This window comes from Flagellimonas myxillae, assembly GCF_023502235.1.
GTDB lineage: Bacteria > Bacteroidota > Bacteroidia > Flavobacteriales > Flavobacteriaceae > Flagellimonas > Flagellimonas myxillae.
The window spans coordinates 488315-503244 of record NZ_JAMFLY010000003.1 but is presented as its reverse complement, the minus strand read 5'-3'; the positions used below and the strand labels follow the sequence as shown (position 1 = coordinate 503244).

General features: G+C 34.2%; 17 protein-coding genes. 12 read left to right on the top strand and 5 right to left on the bottom strand.

Annotated features, from left to right (window positions below; translation table 11 throughout):
• Positions 1-10: 10 nt before the first annotated feature.
• Entirely contained in the window at positions 11-730 is a 720-nt protein-coding gene (locus M3P07_RS14900; protein ID WP_249970724.1) for a hypothetical protein, read from the bottom strand.
• 383 nt (positions 731-1113) lie between these two features.
• On the opposite strand from M3P07_RS14900, the gene M3P07_RS14895 reads away from it, so the two are divergent.
• From M3P07_RS14895 to M3P07_RS14840, 12 genes are all read left to right on the top strand, one after another.
• Positions 1114-1278, top strand: a complete 165-nt coding sequence (locus tag M3P07_RS14895) for a hypothetical protein (RefSeq protein WP_249970723.1) — start codon at positions 1114-1116, stop codon at positions 1276-1278.
• 71 nt (positions 1279-1349) lie between these two features.
• Positions 1350-3290 (top strand): tetratricopeptide repeat-containing sensor histidine kinase, encoded by a 1941-nt coding sequence (locus M3P07_RS14890; RefSeq protein ID WP_249970722.1) that lies wholly within the window; start codon positions 1350-1352, stop codon positions 3288-3290.
• Between the two features lie 11 nt (positions 3291-3301).
• Complete coding sequence (locus M3P07_RS14885) at positions 3302-3967, top strand: response regulator transcription factor (RefSeq protein ID WP_249970721.1); 666 nt, start codon at positions 3302-3304, stop codon at positions 3965-3967.
• A 484-nt stretch (positions 3968-4451) separates the two neighbouring features.
• Positions 4452-4826, top strand: coding sequence for a hypothetical protein (locus tag M3P07_RS14880; RefSeq protein ID WP_249970720.1), 375 nt, complete (start codon positions 4452-4454; stop codon positions 4824-4826).
• Between the two features lie 422 nt (positions 4827-5248).
• A complete protein-coding gene (locus M3P07_RS14870) occupies positions 5249-5437 on the top strand; it encodes a YegP family protein (protein WP_249970718.1) in 189 nt (62 codons plus the stop codon).
• A gap of 145 nt (positions 5438-5582) precedes the next feature.
• Complete coding sequence (locus tag M3P07_RS14865) at positions 5583-5882, top strand: excalibur calcium-binding domain-containing protein (RefSeq protein WP_249970717.1); 300 nt, start codon at positions 5583-5585, stop codon at positions 5880-5882.
• A 9-nt stretch (positions 5883-5891) separates the two neighbouring features.
• Complete coding sequence (locus tag M3P07_RS14860) at positions 5892-6290, top strand: hypothetical protein (protein WP_319946578.1); 399 nt, start codon at positions 5892-5894, stop codon at positions 6288-6290.
• A gap of 1 nt (position 6291) precedes the next feature.
• On the top strand, positions 6292-7551 hold the full coding sequence (locus tag M3P07_RS14855; RefSeq protein ID WP_249970716.1) for an ABC transporter permease: 1260 nt from the start codon (positions 6292-6294) through the stop codon (positions 7549-7551).
• 5 nt (positions 7552-7556) lie between these two features.
• Positions 7557-8468 (top strand): hypothetical protein, encoded by a 912-nt coding sequence (locus tag M3P07_RS14850; RefSeq protein WP_249970715.1) that lies wholly within the window; start codon positions 7557-7559, stop codon positions 8466-8468.
• A 1-nt stretch (position 8469) separates the two neighbouring features.
• Positions 8470-8718, top strand: a complete 249-nt coding sequence (locus tag M3P07_RS17865) for a DUF4236 domain-containing protein (protein ID WP_417952747.1) — start codon at positions 8470-8472, stop codon at positions 8716-8718.
• Positions 8655-10523: a hypothetical protein gene (locus M3P07_RS14845; RefSeq protein ID WP_249970714.1), complete on the top strand. Its 1869-nt coding sequence runs from the start codon at positions 8655-8657 to the stop codon at positions 10521-10523. The genes M3P07_RS17865 and M3P07_RS14845 overlap by 64 nt, the downstream gene beginning before the upstream one ends.
• A gap of 21 nt (positions 10524-10544) precedes the next feature.
• Positions 10545-10922: a hypothetical protein gene (locus M3P07_RS14840; protein WP_249970713.1), complete on the top strand. Its 378-nt coding sequence runs from the start codon at positions 10545-10547 to the stop codon at positions 10920-10922.
• Between the two features lie 4 nt (positions 10923-10926).
• On the opposite strand, the gene M3P07_RS14835 is transcribed toward M3P07_RS14840, so the two are convergent.
• The 4 genes from M3P07_RS14835 to M3P07_RS14820 form a co-directional block, all read right to left on the bottom strand.
• On the bottom strand, positions 10927-11748 hold the full coding sequence (locus M3P07_RS14835; protein ID WP_249970712.1) for an endonuclease/exonuclease/phosphatase family protein: 822 nt from the start codon (positions 11746-11748) through the stop codon (positions 10927-10929).
• Positions 11749-12056: 308 nt separating this feature from the next.
• Entirely contained in the window at positions 12057-13181 is a 1125-nt protein-coding gene (locus M3P07_RS14830; protein WP_249970711.1) for a serine hydrolase domain-containing protein, read from the bottom strand.
• Positions 13182-13191: 10 nt separating this feature from the next.
• Entirely contained in the window at positions 13192-13902 is a 711-nt protein-coding gene (locus tag M3P07_RS14825; RefSeq protein WP_249970710.1) for a GNAT family N-acetyltransferase, read from the bottom strand.
• Entirely contained in the window at positions 13899-14858 is a 960-nt protein-coding gene (locus M3P07_RS14820; protein ID WP_249970709.1) for an NAD(P)H-dependent oxidoreductase, read from the bottom strand. Before M3P07_RS14820 ends, M3P07_RS14825 begins: the two co-directional genes overlap by 4 nt.
• Positions 14859-14930 lie beyond the last annotated feature (72 nt).

Genomic DNA, 14930 nt, shown 5'->3' with positions numbered 1-14930 from the left:
ATATTAGTGTTTAGTTTTCCTTTATGAAAGAATCACTTTTATTTGAATGTATTGGGACATATTTCTCAATCATATACTCGGTGATTTCGTCAAGTGTTTTCCCTGTTATAGGATGCAATCCAGGTGCGGTAAAATACTCAAGTTCCCTATCATTCTTTTTATGATACCATATTAACGGTTTACCATCTTCCGTAAAAAATGAATACGCTGCATCCACCTCAACTTTTTTAAAATTCTTCATTTTATTTTGATTCATTGGAACTATTGGGGTTTCATATTTCGAATATGGCCCCGAATCGCAAGAAGCCGTAACATATATTGAATCAGCCCAAGTCATGCAACCGTTCCTAGATATAGAAGAAGTATTGCTATTTTTTGAGAATTTGGGCAACAAAACCAAAAGAGAGATTAAAATTGCGGCCAATGAAATCCCTATTGTTACTTTCCATTTCCATTTTTGTCGACGCCTAACATAATCAGTAAAGTTCTCAAACCCTAAATAAACACACATTAAGTTGACACTTTCTGCCAAAGGAGGTCCGATTTTCTTTCCATCAATGTATTTATCAAAAGCCCTTTCAATGGTTTTATAGCTTAAAGATTTCTTGTAACGCTCTAACAACTCATTCTCCACGTGAATGGCCAGAGCATTTTTAGCATTAGAAATACAGTTTATTTTAGCCTTTGTATAGACCTCCTTAACTATTTCCTTGGTTCTTTTCTCATTCATCTAACTAAAAATACAAGTTTTTCGTCTTCAACAATAGAAGTTTTCACCTTGGTAATTACCAGTTTTATTGATGTCCAATACATGTCCAATACATGTCAGATCCGTGTCTATCAGAATTTTAACCTCATCAATTTAATTTGTACCAAGAATGAATTTTGCTATGCCTTGCTAACATAGCTTTTCTAGAAGATTCATTTTTGTGGGATTCTGTAAAGCGGCCAGTGTTAGGCCAATGGAAAGTAGCTAAATCAGCCGCTTGCAGTTTCCACTTTCCAAAAACAAAGGAGTACTCCAAACTCACGGGTGGCTGAAAAGCCAAATGAACAGCTCTGGGAAAACCCTGGACAGCCACCCCTTTGTTCAACATTAAAAAAATCACAAAGATGAAAAAAGTGTTTTTGGCCATTATGGCTGTCGTTTTTAACATATTCTTATTTTCCTGTAACAAGGAAGATGTGGCTTCTACGGAGGCGTTACACCAAGTTATTGCAACTGAGGGGGATGATGGAAACCCTCCTCCTCCTCCTCCTCCTGGCGGGGACAAATAATTGTAATAATTTGTTTTATTTGAGCTGTACCTTAATATCTTTAAGGTGCAGCTTATTTAACCTCATTTCATTTGAAACATTCTCTTCTTTTGCTTCTTATTGTAGTGTCAATTTCTTGTTGTACTAAGAAAGGAGATGACTTAAAAGCCGAAAAAGTAAATGATAGTATTAGTCACTATTTCTTGGAATCCCAGGATTTGAAGCTTAAATTGGATGAAAGATTAAGAGCGATTAATAAGGCACTCGAAATCTCAAGAAAAGTCAGGGATCAGGAAATTATGGGTCAACTGGCATATCAAAAATCCTGGATCCACTATTCTTCAAGGCAATATGATAGTTTAATTTTTTTCGATGAATATTTATTCCAAGACTCTATTGAAGGCCTTGATTCATATTATATCGCTAAGCAGCGTTATTTGATGGGCTATTATTTCTCAGAAATAGTCCATAATTCAGATAAAGCATTTCAAAATTACACACTTTCAAAGGGCTACTATGAGCAAGTAGGTGATAGTAGTTGGGTAGGTAGAAATCTTTTAAATATGGGTACAATCCAAAAGGATTTTAATGATTTTTTTGGTAGTAAAGAAACTCTAACTGAAGCCATAGAGTTTTTAACACCTAAAAAAGACACCACATATATTGCTCAATGCTATAACCTTTTAGCCACTAACCATCGTAAGTTATTAAATTATTCAGATGCCATAAGGAATTATAATCGGGCCATTAACATGACTGGCATTGAAATAGATGGATTAATATATCGAAATAATTTGGCAGTTACTTATATTGATAATGCCCAGTATGAGGATGCCATTGCCATATTGAGAAGTATCATCCAAGATTCCTTATTAAAACAAAATCAACGTGAGTATGCCCGAGCATTGGACAACCTAGCTTATGCAAAATGGCTTTCAGAAAAGAACAAAAAACCAAAAATCTTTTTTGAACCACTAAAAATTCGAAAACGAATCAATGACAATCGTGGACTAATTGCCAGTTATACACACTTAGGAGAATTCTACATTAAAACTTACCCAAGAAGAGCAACATCCTATTTTGATTCTGTTATTCAACTTTCGAGAACTTTAAAAATCCCTCGTGCAGAAAAAGATGCTTTAAAATTTTTGATGGAATTGCAACCGCAAAATATCAATCTCCGTGACCGCTATGTTCATTTGCAAGACAGTTTGTATACACAAGAACTGAAGGTTAAAACCCAGTTTGCTAAATACAAATACGATGATCGGCTAAAACAAGAATCCATTTTGCGTCTCGAAAAAGAAAATGCTGAAAAAGAACTGGAGGCCAGTCAACAACGAAATCAGAAGACCCTGTATTTGGGTGGCCTCCTTTTCATTACCTCTGTTTTAGGCCTTTCGCTTTACGGTTTTAGACAACGTACTTATCGGCTAAAACAGGAAAGTAAAGCCGAGAAGTTGGTGGCTATCCAAGAAACCGAGGAACAACTTTCCCGAAAATTACATGATGACCATGGTGGTAAAATCAATCAAGCCATGCTAATGCTGCAAAGAGGTGAAGACAAATCTGCCATTTTAGATAAATTGGAATCTGTCTACAATCAAATTAGAAGTTTCTCGCGTGAAATTAATACGGTAGACACCGGTTCTGATTTTTGGAATAGTCTGAAAGTGACTTTGGAATATCTCAAACCGGTAGAAGTTGAAATGATTTTTGATGGTGGCAAAGAACTTGATTGGCCATTAGTATCTCATCAAACAAAAACGATAATTTTTAAGGTGCTGCAAGAGTTGGTTAAGAATATGGCGCAACATAGTAAGGCCGACCAAACTGTGATTTTATTCAGAGTCAAAAAGAAAGAGCTCTCTATTTATTATGAAGATGACGGCGTCGGGGCTTCAAAAAAATCATTATTGAGAAAAAATGGACTATGGAATACAGAAAAGCGTATTCAAGCCCTCGGTGGAAGTATTACTTTTGATTCAGAAGAAGAGAAAGGCTTTCGCGCCGAAATCCGAATCCCCAAATAGTTGAATACGACATGTTCAAAAAGGTAGTATTAGTAGAAGATTTTCAGGGAGAAAACCAAGGTATTGCCGAAACCTTAACTGAAAAATTGGCAATCGAAGAATTGCAAAGCGAGTTTTATTGTGACAAGGCATTTAATCGTTTGAAAGTGGCCCTCAAAAAAAATGAGCCTTACGAGTTAATGGTCACCGATTTATTTTTCGAAAAAGACCATGTGGACCGCAAACTCACTTCTGGACAAGAACTCATTAAAGTAGCAAGAGCGCAGCAACCAGAATTAAAAATTATTGTCCACTCTATGGAAAACAATCCTAGCCACGTCAATGCTCTTTTTAAAGAGGATAAAATTAACGGGTATGTCTGCAAGGGCCGAAGAGGAATGGTTGAGTTGGTCAATGCCGTTAACGAAGTGTTTCACAATAGGACTTTTGTATCGCCCCAACTGAATTTGACTGCCGCTAACAATTCTTTTGAATTGGATGCTTTTGATCGTGCTATATTAAAAGAACTCGCAAACGGCCTCACCAAGAAAGAAGTTTCCGATAAGTTTAAAAAAGAAAATAGGACTCCAAATAGCGAGAGTACAATTGACAAAAGAATAAGCAAGCTATATGATGAATACAAGGCAAAGAATACCACAAGCCTGCTATTTAAACTCGCAAAGGAAGGTAAAATTTGATTTTTAATTTTTCCTAAGACCCGATTATCAAAACAAATTTAAATCCCTTACAGAATCCTGTAAGGGATTATTGTTTTATGAGATTAGGTTTGTTTAATGGAAACTTAAAAACAATTATCATGGCTGTAAAAAATACAGAAACTGGAGAAGTGCACATTGGATATAAAGGTGGAGAAACAGGATGTGGTTTTGATACTTCTGCAAGTCATTGGGTATACTCTAATGAGAGGATTACCTGTGACAGAAATGGGTGCAAAAATTAAATGCTAATATTATTTACAATCGATTTAATGATGAATGAATTTAGCTTGCCAGCCCTAATATTCGTTTTATTGCTATGCTTCCTTCTAGTATTGTTTTTCATATTTCGTTGGGTCGTCCTATGGTATTATAAAATTGATGAGCGTATAAGCATTATGAATGAAACAAATAATCTACTAAGAAAACTAATCGAAAACTCAGATAAGCAAATAACCGATAAGTCATGAAAAAAGTCATCATTGTTATTGTGGTTGTTTTATTCATTTGGAAATGTGGTTGTTCTAATAATAGTAATTTATCAGGTCCAATTGCAGAATCCAAGGAATGGTTTAATGGAGGGACTCTACATAAAGCCAAAATAATCGATTGGAAATCAGCTACAGAAAGAAATAAACTGGCAACTTGTGCTGACTTCGTCTATTCGATAAATAAGGATTTATCACTAAGTGAAGTGAAGAGTAGTGCGACCGACTTGAAAATCTGCATCGATGGAGCAGTAAAAGATCACGATGTAGTAGACCAATCTGAAATTTCCGAAATAGCAGGACTCTGTCTAACACTATTAAACGACTCATCGTGGTACTCACAACCCAATTAAAGCCTTGGACTAAAAAATGAAAGCAAAATATTGGAATAAATAACTATTAATTTGAATTATTACTGCTAGTTATGAAATCATTTGCCATATGTCTCTGCATACTTTTTGTTGGTTTAAATTCTTCAACTATTGAGAAAAACAAAGTTTATGTCTGCAAGGGCAAGGGAAGTAAGCGATATCATTATAACAAGCATTGCCGAGGGCTTTCCTGTTGCTCCACCAAAATCTATGAGGTCACTTTGAAAGAGGCGAAAAATATGGGTAGAACGCTTTGCGGATGGGAAGATTAGTTCTCATTTCAACAACAATACTAAGCATTTAAAAATCTTTTTGATATTACTTTTTTGCTTTACAGATATCTGTAAGGAATTTTTTTTGAATGCCTTTAGGTTTGCGTAAACAAAATAAAAATCAAAAGAATCATGGCATTTCCAAAATTTGAAATCAAAAAGAGTAGCAACGGTAAATTCTATTTTAACCTTCGCTCCAAAGGCAATGGTGAAATCATCGCTACAAGCGAGATGTACAACTATAAACAATCGTGCAAAAACGGAATCGAAGCGGTAAAAAGAGATGCGCCCTTTGCGCAGGTAGAAGATTTGACCAGTTAATACATTTTGAAATGGCAAAGAAAACAGTTCCCGTAAAACCACACAAAAGATCTAAACCTTCTCCAGTGCCAAGAAAAAATCCTAATAGTCCTAAAACCGTACCTGTGAAACCGCATAAAAGAAAACCTCCTAAATAAAGTATTAAATGAAGTATCGCAGAGGATATTACAAGAAAGATGGCACATACGTTCAAGGCCATTTTGTGAACAAATCACTTAAAAAATCCAAAGGAAGGAAAACGAAAAAGGGTTGCTTTGGCTTCGCTATAATTACGGCAATAATCTTAATAACCATATCATGTGAAAACGATTCAGATTGCGATAGCAATTGTTCTGATTTTTCGTCTCAAACTGCAGCTCAGTCCGCTTTTGAAAGTAATAGAAATTGCTATTCCAATTTAGATAGAGACAATGATGGAATAGCCTGTGAAAACAATATTAACTAACATGTTGTGATGATGAATATTTCCACTGAATTGAAAAGTCATTTTTTGAGACTTTATCAGATTGCATTTACTGATGACAATTTTGATGTTCTGGAATTGCAAATGCTTTACAAATTTGCTGAGGAAAGAGGAATAAGTAAAGATCAATTAAACGATATTTTATTACATCCATCACAAGATTCCATCATACCAACATCACTAGAGAAAAAAATTGAATATCTATATGATTTGGCCATAATGATATGGGCCGATGGCATTGTAACAGATGATGAGGTAAATACCCTAAGAAAGTACTGCCTAAAATTTGATTTCGAAGAAGAGAATATTAAAGATATCTGTGAATTTCTTTTAGAAAACGCCAAGGCCAATATTCCGCTAAAAGAATTGATATCCAAAATGGAAGAATAATATGAACTCCTTAAAAAAAATATTTTCGATTAAAAAAACGGCCCCTCAGGAAGTAGAGGGAAAAGAGCAAGAAGAAGAAAAAATAAAGCTCACATTTTTTGAAAGCGGTTACGGTTCCTCAAAACAAGCAGAAGGAAATCATATGATTTTCAAAGCCTGCTTGCAAGATGTGTATATGGATTATAAGGGGAAATGCAGGGAAAACCAGAAACTGCAAAAAGAATTGAAAGAGCCCTATGTACAGGAAAAAAGCAAGTATGAGATTGAATTGAAAAAAAGGAAAACCGTTAAGGCCATAGCAGAAGAAGGCATTTCAGCTTTGGAACAAAAAATCTCAAACTATAGAAATGAAATAGCCGATGTAAAACAAAACCCTGAAAAATATGTTGAAGATGCAGACAAAAAGCCCAAAGCCCAATTTTACTTAGGCTTAATAGTATTGATTCCTATTACATTCTATCTACTGGTTTTTTATATATCGGCATCGTATTCCGCTTTTTTCAAAGTGTTTGACACCAACCAATTGACCAATGCAATCTTTGATGCCAATGCCTTGACCAAGGCGATTGAAGATGGGTGGCTTGAGGGTATTTTCGTTTCTACCATACCCTTCGCTTTTATGGGGCTAGGATATCTTATCCACATGTTCCAAAAACATAAAAATTGGACCTCCTATATCAAGATAGGTACCCTATTTATTGTCACTTTTATTTTTGATGCGATACTGGCATACCAAATAGAAAAAAAGATATATGACATTGAGAAAACACTAAACTCACCGGATTTCAATGTTCAAATTGCTTTTACCAAAGCAGAGTTTTGGGGCATAATATTCGCCGGGTTTGTTGTCTACATTATCTGGGGTTTAGTATTTGATTTTATTATGAAGGAATATGACAATTTTGATAAAATCAAAACATTCATCAAATCCAAAAGAGAAGATATTCTTAATTGTGAACAAGAGATAGCCAATCAGGTAGAAAAACTGAATCCTATCAAAGAAGAAATTTCCGGGATTGAAGGAAAGATAAATGATCTACAAAGAACTATTGACGGTTTTGTTTTTTCCAACAAGCATTACCTCACCTACCATGCAGAATATGTCAAAGGTTGGTTTTTGGCTATCGCAGATAATTTTGATTCCCTGAAAAGGCGTGATCAGCTATTATCACAATGTGCTGCGGAAGAAAAAAAGCACCTAGAAGAGCATGATATTGCAGATGAAAACTACGAAGGGCGATTATATAAATTAATAAACTAATCCTGATGAAAAAATATTTATGTGCCTTACTCTTGCCCATACTGACTTCAATATTTTTAAGCTCATGCATAGAAGATGCCAATTCGGAGAAATCCTTTCATAACCATGAAATCCCAAAGTTATCGCCTAATCGAGAAAACTTGAATATTAGTGTGCTTTTGGACCTGTCGGATCGGATAAATCCTCAAAAATATCCATCTCCCGCAATGGAATTCTATTTGAGGGATATAGGTTATTTAAAAATAATTGCAAAAAGTTTTGAAGCTCATGTAATGAACAAGAAAATGATAAGGATAAATGATCAAATCCAAGTTTTTATAGATCCTGAACCTTCGGATAATACGCTCAACAAGAAACTAAGCATCTTGAAAATATCTTTTAATAAGGACAATGTTACGAAGGAGAAAATCTTAAATACTTGTAAAAAGTACGACAGTATTTCAAAGCTGATTTATGAAGCTGCAATAAAGGACGACCATTATGTTGGTTCGGACACTTGGAGGTTTTTCAAGAACAAGATAAATGACTATTGCATAGAAGATGGGTCTCGGAACATTTTGGTAGTTCTAACTGATGGTTACATATTTCATAAGAATACAAAAATCAAAGAAGGTAACAGAACTACATATTTAACACCACAGGATGTAAAGCATTTTGGATTTAACAATACTGGTTGGAAAGAAAAATTTGACCAACAGGATTTTGGGTTTATTAAAGCAAATGATCAGTTATCGAATTTGGAAGTCTTAGTGTTGGGGATTAATCCGAGTGATAAAAACCCTTATGAAGAAGATGTTATTAGAGCTTACTGGAATAAGTGGCTTGAGGAAATGGGGGTTAAAAATTTCGAGATCAAACAAGCAGATTTACCTTCTAATATGGAGAAGATAATAGCGGAATTTATTTTGAGTAAATAATATGGCATTTAGATTTAACAAGCGTATCAAGTTAGGCAAGGGACTGGGCATAAATGTGAGTAAATCAGGTATTACCCCTAGTTATAGAAACAAAAGAGGCAGTTTAAGTTCAAATGGATATTCCTTGAAAACAGGAATACCCGGATTAACCTATCGAAAGACTTTTTCCAAATCAAAAAATAGCGGATGTATGCTATCAATATGGCTGTTGTTGCTAATGGTCCTTCTATCTCTAAAACATATAGTGTGAATAAAGACAAATTGATTCAAAACATTATTCTCAACGAAAATGCTTATTTCTTTCTTAAAAAAAAGAAAGGGTTTATAAGCAAGAGGTTAATAAAAAATACATTTAAAGAAGCTTCTGCAGAAAAGAAAGGAAACTTTCTTTTGAAAGAATTAAAATCTAAATACCAGATTAGCGATAACGATTTTGTCTACTATTCCATCGCTGTTTTCAAATATGAAAAAAAGCCAACATTCATAGAGAAATCTATAGAAGGATGGGACGAAAAAAAGTTAGCTTATATATGCCTGGTTGATTTTCAGAACCATTTAGTAATTGCAAAAAGAAATATTTCTGGGATTAAAGATTTTTTAAAATTATTCTCTCCAATTGAGTATGAGGTGTTAACCTCAATATTCACTGATGATGACACAACTTTTGAGAAATTTTCAATGAATAATTTAAATATTGCAGATAAGTCAATTCGTCAAAAAAGCATTGAATCTACTGATCTAAAGGAAAATCTCTCAACTTTGGGTTTACAAAGCTATGTACTAAGTAATCTAAGGGTAAATAATGAAGATCATAAAGTGTCTCTTTCATTGAATTCTTCGAGAATCAACAAATTTGGAATTAAAAACAATATCGAAGCTTTTCTAAATTGGGCACATAAAATTGTTGCCCGGATTATTAATTTCGAACCACAGTCAAGTTTTCTCTCATCGTTTGCAACTCCCATAGATTATTCAAATGAAAAAGACAATCTACTACCAATTGCAATCTTAATCACCCTTTCCAAATTATACTCAGATTTCGAAGATAATCGAATCGAGAGGTGCTTCATACTAAATAAAGAACAGGAAAGAGAGGTTGACATTATTAAAGTCTTAAACAACTTTGAACGCCTTTTGAAGATTGAATCTGAAGAAAAAAATGGTGTTAGTAATTACAAAATAAACAATAAGATTATTAATGATTTGTACGTATCACTCAACTCTCATTCCATCACGCTTCGTTCAAGAAAATTAGCCAGGCTATGTATTCAGTTTTCAGAAGATTCAGTTTATCCGATTCTTCAATACATAAATAGGACAAATAGCTTTATCGTTACGTTTGATACACCAGACTTAGTTTACAGTAATAGAAAACTCTTTAAGGATAGTAGACTTTTAAGCAACATAGAAGCTTTCTTAAAGCTTTTTATTCCGCATCCTAAACTCGACTTAGTCACATCTGAAAAAGGGAGTTTCACTGCTAACTCTAAAAACTTTGATGATGATTCCATTTTTGGATTTGTAGAGCATACGTTTTCATCTGAATCGGAATATTTTATTTGCGATGACTTAGGCAAAGAATGGGCAGACCACATTGGATTAAACGATGAAAGTATTTCGTTCTATCATTCAAAATATAAAGATTCAAAATTTTCAGCATCTGCTTTTCAAGAAATAATAGGACAAGCCCAAAAGAACTTAGGAAACCTTAGTCCATCCGATAACCAATGGCCAATTAAGGAAAATCTATGGGCTAAAAAATTCAAGATTAACAAAGTTCAAACCGAAATTACAAGATTAAGAAAAGGCAACAATGTGGCAGATGCAATTGAATATTTCAAAAAGCTAAAATTATATCCGAATCTTAAAAAGAGGGTTGTTCTTGTAATTAATTTCATTTCTAAAATAGAACTAGAAGATAGATTAAATAAACTTCGTAATGCGGATGATTTTGCAGAAAGAAATGAAGTTATTCAAATATTATGGTTTGTTTCCTCTTTGGTTTCAAGCTGCTATGAGGTTGGAGCTGAAATTTATATTTATTGCAAACGATAACTTTTACATCAGGCCATCAATATGAAAAGTAAATATGTCATTATAGGAATCCTTTTGATTATCGGTATATTTCTTTTTACGAATTACCAACGTATTTTCAAATCCGTCGTGCCGCCAAAACCTGAGATAGTTAATTCTCATGCTGATGGAACATCAAGCTCTTTATTCAATTATAGTATGAAGATTTCGGGGCGGATAATAAATAAGGGCGGAGATGGGTATGTCATAATTAGGGCTTATGCCGAACAAGCTGGAAATAAGTACGAAAAGTCCAAACAGATTTATCTTCCATCTTACCAAACGGAAGAATTTGCATTTGTTTTTGATGAAGTAAAGCTTTTAAGAAAACAACCCACATATCATGTTGAGACGTTCCCATTGGGAAGTATGTTAGAATAAAAAATCATTGTTGTTTTCGTTCAACATGAAACATTAGAAAAACTGGTATATGATCCGAAATTTTTCTGGCCTGTTCTATCCGATTACAGAGCTTTACAAAATCAATAACCCCGCCATCAATTTTTTTTATATCGATTGAATAAAAAATGTTATCTATTGGATAATTCAGGTACTCTCCACGTTTACAAGTTCTTTTTAGTGTGGTTTTTTGATTGGTAATAGTTGCTGTGTAGCCTTTGCTTTTTAAAGGATCAAAAACGGGTTCTTTTTCATCCACGTTAAAATCACCGGCAATTATTAAAGGTGTCCCTAGTGAATCCATCACAAAATTACTCAAAGCCTCTATTTCACTTTCAGGATTTTTATCGTGGGGTCTCGAGTGAAAATTAATCACAGTAAATTTCTGCTTGTTTAAGTAGAAATCCAATAAAAAAGGTTCTCTGTCTATATTCGGATTCAATTCATCAAGTAGCCAACCTCTATTCTTTATTTTGATATTCTTTGTTTTCCAAATAAAAGCGTAACGTTCGGTGGCATATTTAGGACTATTGGTAGGGTTGCTGATTACATAATCCCACTGAGCTCCCTTTCTATTAAGAATATCCGATAGCTTAGCTACGGCTTGTGCTCCACCATATCCGGCCACAACTTCTTGAATGGCTAAAATATCAGCCTCCTTTACAACTTCAGCAATTCGATTTAGTTCTTCTGCATTTTTTGTTTTCCCAAAGTCTTTGATATTCCATGTTACAAGCAAAACATTTTGTTCTTGTGAATGCAAAAAGCAAACCGCTAGTAAAGTTATTAAAAGGAAAAGCTTGTTCATAATTGAGGTTCCTGGAGATTACTCCAAATTTAAAACAATGCACAATTCAGTAGTTACAGAAATCTGTAGTAATCCATTACGTTTAAGATGATAGTAATCTTGGAGAAATAAAGTATAAATAATAGTTTGATGTCATACCATTTAATTTATATGGCCTTTTAAACTTTTCAACTCAAGAGTTCTAATTTAATTCAATAGCTAAATAAAACGGTGGAAAAAATATACCGAATTGCTCTTATTAAATTTCAATAAACAAAAAATAGAACAAAGACCTTTTGTGAAGGTCTCATTTAAAATTACCAATTACGTCATTGAATGATCATTACCAAAGAATCAACATATTCATAAACATAAAAAGAAGGTAATGCCTGCGAAATACAGTATGAAAGTACTGCTTTGGTATTTGGACTGTAACCGATGTAAGTCCCGTAAAACCCATAATGGCCGTAGTAGATTTCTTCATTGTAAATGGATTCGTATACTCCAAGTCCGTATGGAAGATGGTTCTTTATAGTTGCTTGCGTCTTTGTCATTTTTCGTAGTGATTTTTCCGATATCAGCCGGTTATCGAACAAAGCTGATATAAAAATAGCTAAGTCTTGATGCGTACTGACCAATCCACCTCCCGACCAGTCAAAAGAAGTATTCACATTATTGAAATCGATTGTACCTACATATTGATTTAGTCGGTTTTCCTGAACATCAGTATACTCATAAAACTCGAAATAGGTATTCTTTAAACCTAAGGGATCTAGAATTCGGTCACGAATAGATTGGGACAATAATTTACCATCCAATTTTTCAATTAGTAGCCCCAACAGCACATAGTTCATATCGGAATAGTGCCAGCCTTCATCGGGTTTGAATTTGGCTTCTTTGTTGAGTCCGTATTCAAAATATAAATTGACAATGTTTTTTGGGTGATATTCTTTTTCAGGCTCATTCATAACCATACTGAAAAAAGCCGCTTCCCTATCATTAAAAATATCTGCAAGACCACTTCTATGCGATAAAAGTTGTTTAATCGTCATTGCTTTCGAATAACCTGTGGTTACTCCACCCAAATTCGTCGAATCCTGATAATAATGAAATTCATCCAATCGTAAAAACTCAATATCTTTCAGGTAAGGATATACTTTATCATCAATATGAAGCTTCCCTTCTTCTTCAAGTTGTAATATTATTGTTGCTACAAACAATTTTGTGCTACTTGCAATTCTAAATTGATCGGATGTTTTGGCTTTCTCACCATTTTTTTGCCTCAGTCCAACAGCTTTTTCTACTATCACACTATCAGCGATTTTAACATAAATGGAAATGCTATTCACTGGACTCTCAGTTGTGGAATTAAGTTTACTCTCCAATAACTTATCAAGGTCTTGCGCATTGGAATAGAAAACAGTAGTAAACATCACCAAAAATATGTACTTCATAATTCCTTAATTAAATGATGTAGGACTTTAAATATCCTCGCTTTTGAAAACCGAGACTATTATAAATAGGCAATCCCAATTTTGAAGCTACCAAGTGTATTTCTTTGCTTTTATTTTTTATTGCTTGATTCAATAAATGCTCTGTCATCATTTTGCCTATACCTAAACCTCGGAATCCTTTTCTGGTCCCAATCATATGTAACCCACAGTCATTGTTGGAATCCAGAAACAAGATTCCGCAGCTTACGAATTTGTCTTTATAACTCCCAATAAACAATTTGGCCCTGTTACCCACAAGGAGTCCAGAAAGAGAAGATGGGTAAATCGTATAACCAAAAGCCTCTGACGCAATACTGGCAAATACTTTGAGCTCTTCTTGATTGCTAATCCTGACAATGTGCGTTGATGCCAAAAACGACGAGGAAGGTTTCAACAACAAAGTCATCCCATCTACAATAGATTTTGTAGAAAAACCTTCATTTTTCAACTCATCTCCAATGCAATTCCCATCTTCAACAGCAATCGAATGAGGTATTAGTTTTAATTTGATTTTTTCCTTCAGTAGGCCTACATCAGGATTTATCAAGTTAAAAATTCTAGACGGCCAAGTGAAATTTTTCGCCGAAATTGTATAATAACCACCATCGCTCCAAAAGTAATTGCCAGCTTTTCCCAGGTATTTCCAAAACTCAAATTGGTGAGCTATAGCTTTGGATTTCATAACTCTATACACTCAATGTTTGAAGCTTCAATCAAAGCTGCGGAATCTTCATAAAATCTATATTCTTTTATCATTCCATCCTCAACCAAACACCATTGCACCCAATTACTCCTGAACAATTTTCCAGAGCTTTTTACCAAATGTGAAAATGATCCTTTAGAAACTACAACATTAGCTTCTGCTTCAACTATCATGTCCACAGTAAATTCTTTGGTGTCAAATAGAGTCACAATATTTTTTAAGAATTGTTTTGCTTCTTTACGTGTTCGGTAAATCCCATGAAGTTGCTCAGCGGGACGTTCCTCCTCTTTCACACTAACAATATAGCAACTAGGATGAAAAGTACTCAGGACTACTTCCAAATTACCACTTTGGAATGCCGTGAAGTAGTTTTGAACAATTTCTTTGTTACTTTTTAAAGCTACATCTTTACCCATAAACACCTTAAATCTTTGATCAATCAATCCTAGTTCTTCCTCCTTTATAATCGTATTTGAAGTAATATCAAAGCTTTTGTTAAAACTTCCCAACGAATAGGTGCCTCTTAAAATACCACCCCATAAAGGGATCAATTTGGTCAATATGGCCAAATGTGTCTTGGCCCCGGTTACACCAGGAGATGTGCTTATCAATAAGACAGGTTTATTATTGAAGAATCTCTGGTTTATTACAGAAAGCCAGTCTATTATATTTTTTAGAAATGCTGAGGGTAGTCCATTATGCTCTGGCGAGGCAATGATAAAACCGTCACTCTGCTGAAATACTTGATATAAATCTTGAATTTGTTGTGGTATTCCACGTTGGTGAATCCTTCTAGAATAGATGGGCGCATCGAATTTTTTTAAATCTATGAACCGAATATCATAGTTAGAATACCTTTGTATAATTGATTTAACAAGTTTTTCATTTATTGATTCCGGATTGTTGCTCCCAGAAAAAGCCATTATTTTCTTCATAGCATTGTTTTTTTAATTAGTACCTAAATTTTAGAATCATTCTTTGCTCCAAATGTTTAATCTAACACACAT

What these genes read in the sequence shown, in the direction of transcription:
- M3P07_RS14900 (WP_249970724.1), bottom strand. Translation starts at nt 730, where the DNA reads ATGAATGAGAAAAGAACCAAGGAAATAGTTAAGGAGGTCTATACAAAG.
- M3P07_RS14895 (WP_249970723.1), top strand. Translation starts at nt 1,114, where the DNA reads ATGAAAAAAGTGTTTTTGGCCATTATGGCTGTCGTTTTTAACATATTC.
- M3P07_RS14885 (WP_249970721.1), top strand. Translation starts at nt 3,302, where the DNA reads ATGTTCAAAAAGGTAGTATTAGTAGAAGATTTTCAGGGAGAAAACCAA.
- M3P07_RS14880 (WP_249970720.1), top strand. Translation starts at nt 4,452, where the DNA reads ATGAAAAAAGTCATCATTGTTATTGTGGTTGTTTTATTCATTTGGAAA.
- M3P07_RS14870 (WP_249970718.1), top strand. Translation starts at nt 5,249, where the DNA reads ATGGCATTTCCAAAATTTGAAATCAAAAAGAGTAGCAACGGTAAATTC.
- M3P07_RS14865 (WP_249970717.1), top strand. Translation starts at nt 5,583, where the DNA reads ATGAAGTATCGCAGAGGATATTACAAGAAAGATGGCACATACGTTCAA.
- M3P07_RS14860 (WP_319946578.1), top strand. Translation starts at nt 5,892, where the DNA reads ATGATGAATATTTCCACTGAATTGAAAAGTCATTTTTTGAGACTTTAT.
- M3P07_RS14855 (WP_249970716.1), top strand. Translation starts at nt 6,292, where the DNA reads ATGAACTCCTTAAAAAAAATATTTTCGATTAAAAAAACGGCCCCTCAG.
- M3P07_RS14850 (WP_249970715.1), top strand. Translation starts at nt 7,557, where the DNA reads ATGAAAAAATATTTATGTGCCTTACTCTTGCCCATACTGACTTCAATA.
- M3P07_RS17865 (WP_417952747.1), top strand. Translation starts at nt 8,470, where the DNA reads ATGGCATTTAGATTTAACAAGCGTATCAAGTTAGGCAAGGGACTGGGC.
- M3P07_RS14845 (WP_249970714.1), top strand. Translation starts at nt 8,655, where the DNA reads ATGTATGCTATCAATATGGCTGTTGTTGCTAATGGTCCTTCTATCTCT.
- M3P07_RS14840 (WP_249970713.1), top strand. Translation starts at nt 10,545, where the DNA reads ATGAAAAGTAAATATGTCATTATAGGAATCCTTTTGATTATCGGTATA.
- M3P07_RS14835 (WP_249970712.1), bottom strand. Translation starts at nt 11,748, where the DNA reads ATGAACAAGCTTTTCCTTTTAATAACTTTACTAGCGGTTTGCTTTTTG.
- M3P07_RS14830 (WP_249970711.1), bottom strand. Translation starts at nt 13,181, where the DNA reads ATGAAGTACATATTTTTGGTGATGTTTACTACTGTTTTCTATTCCAAT.
- M3P07_RS14825 (WP_249970710.1), bottom strand. Translation starts at nt 13,902, where the DNA reads ATGAAATCCAAAGCTATAGCTCACCAATTTGAGTTTTGGAAATACCTG.
- M3P07_RS14820 (WP_249970709.1), bottom strand. Translation starts at nt 14,858, where the DNA reads ATGAAGAAAATAATGGCTTTTTCTGGGAGCAACAATCCGGAATCAATA.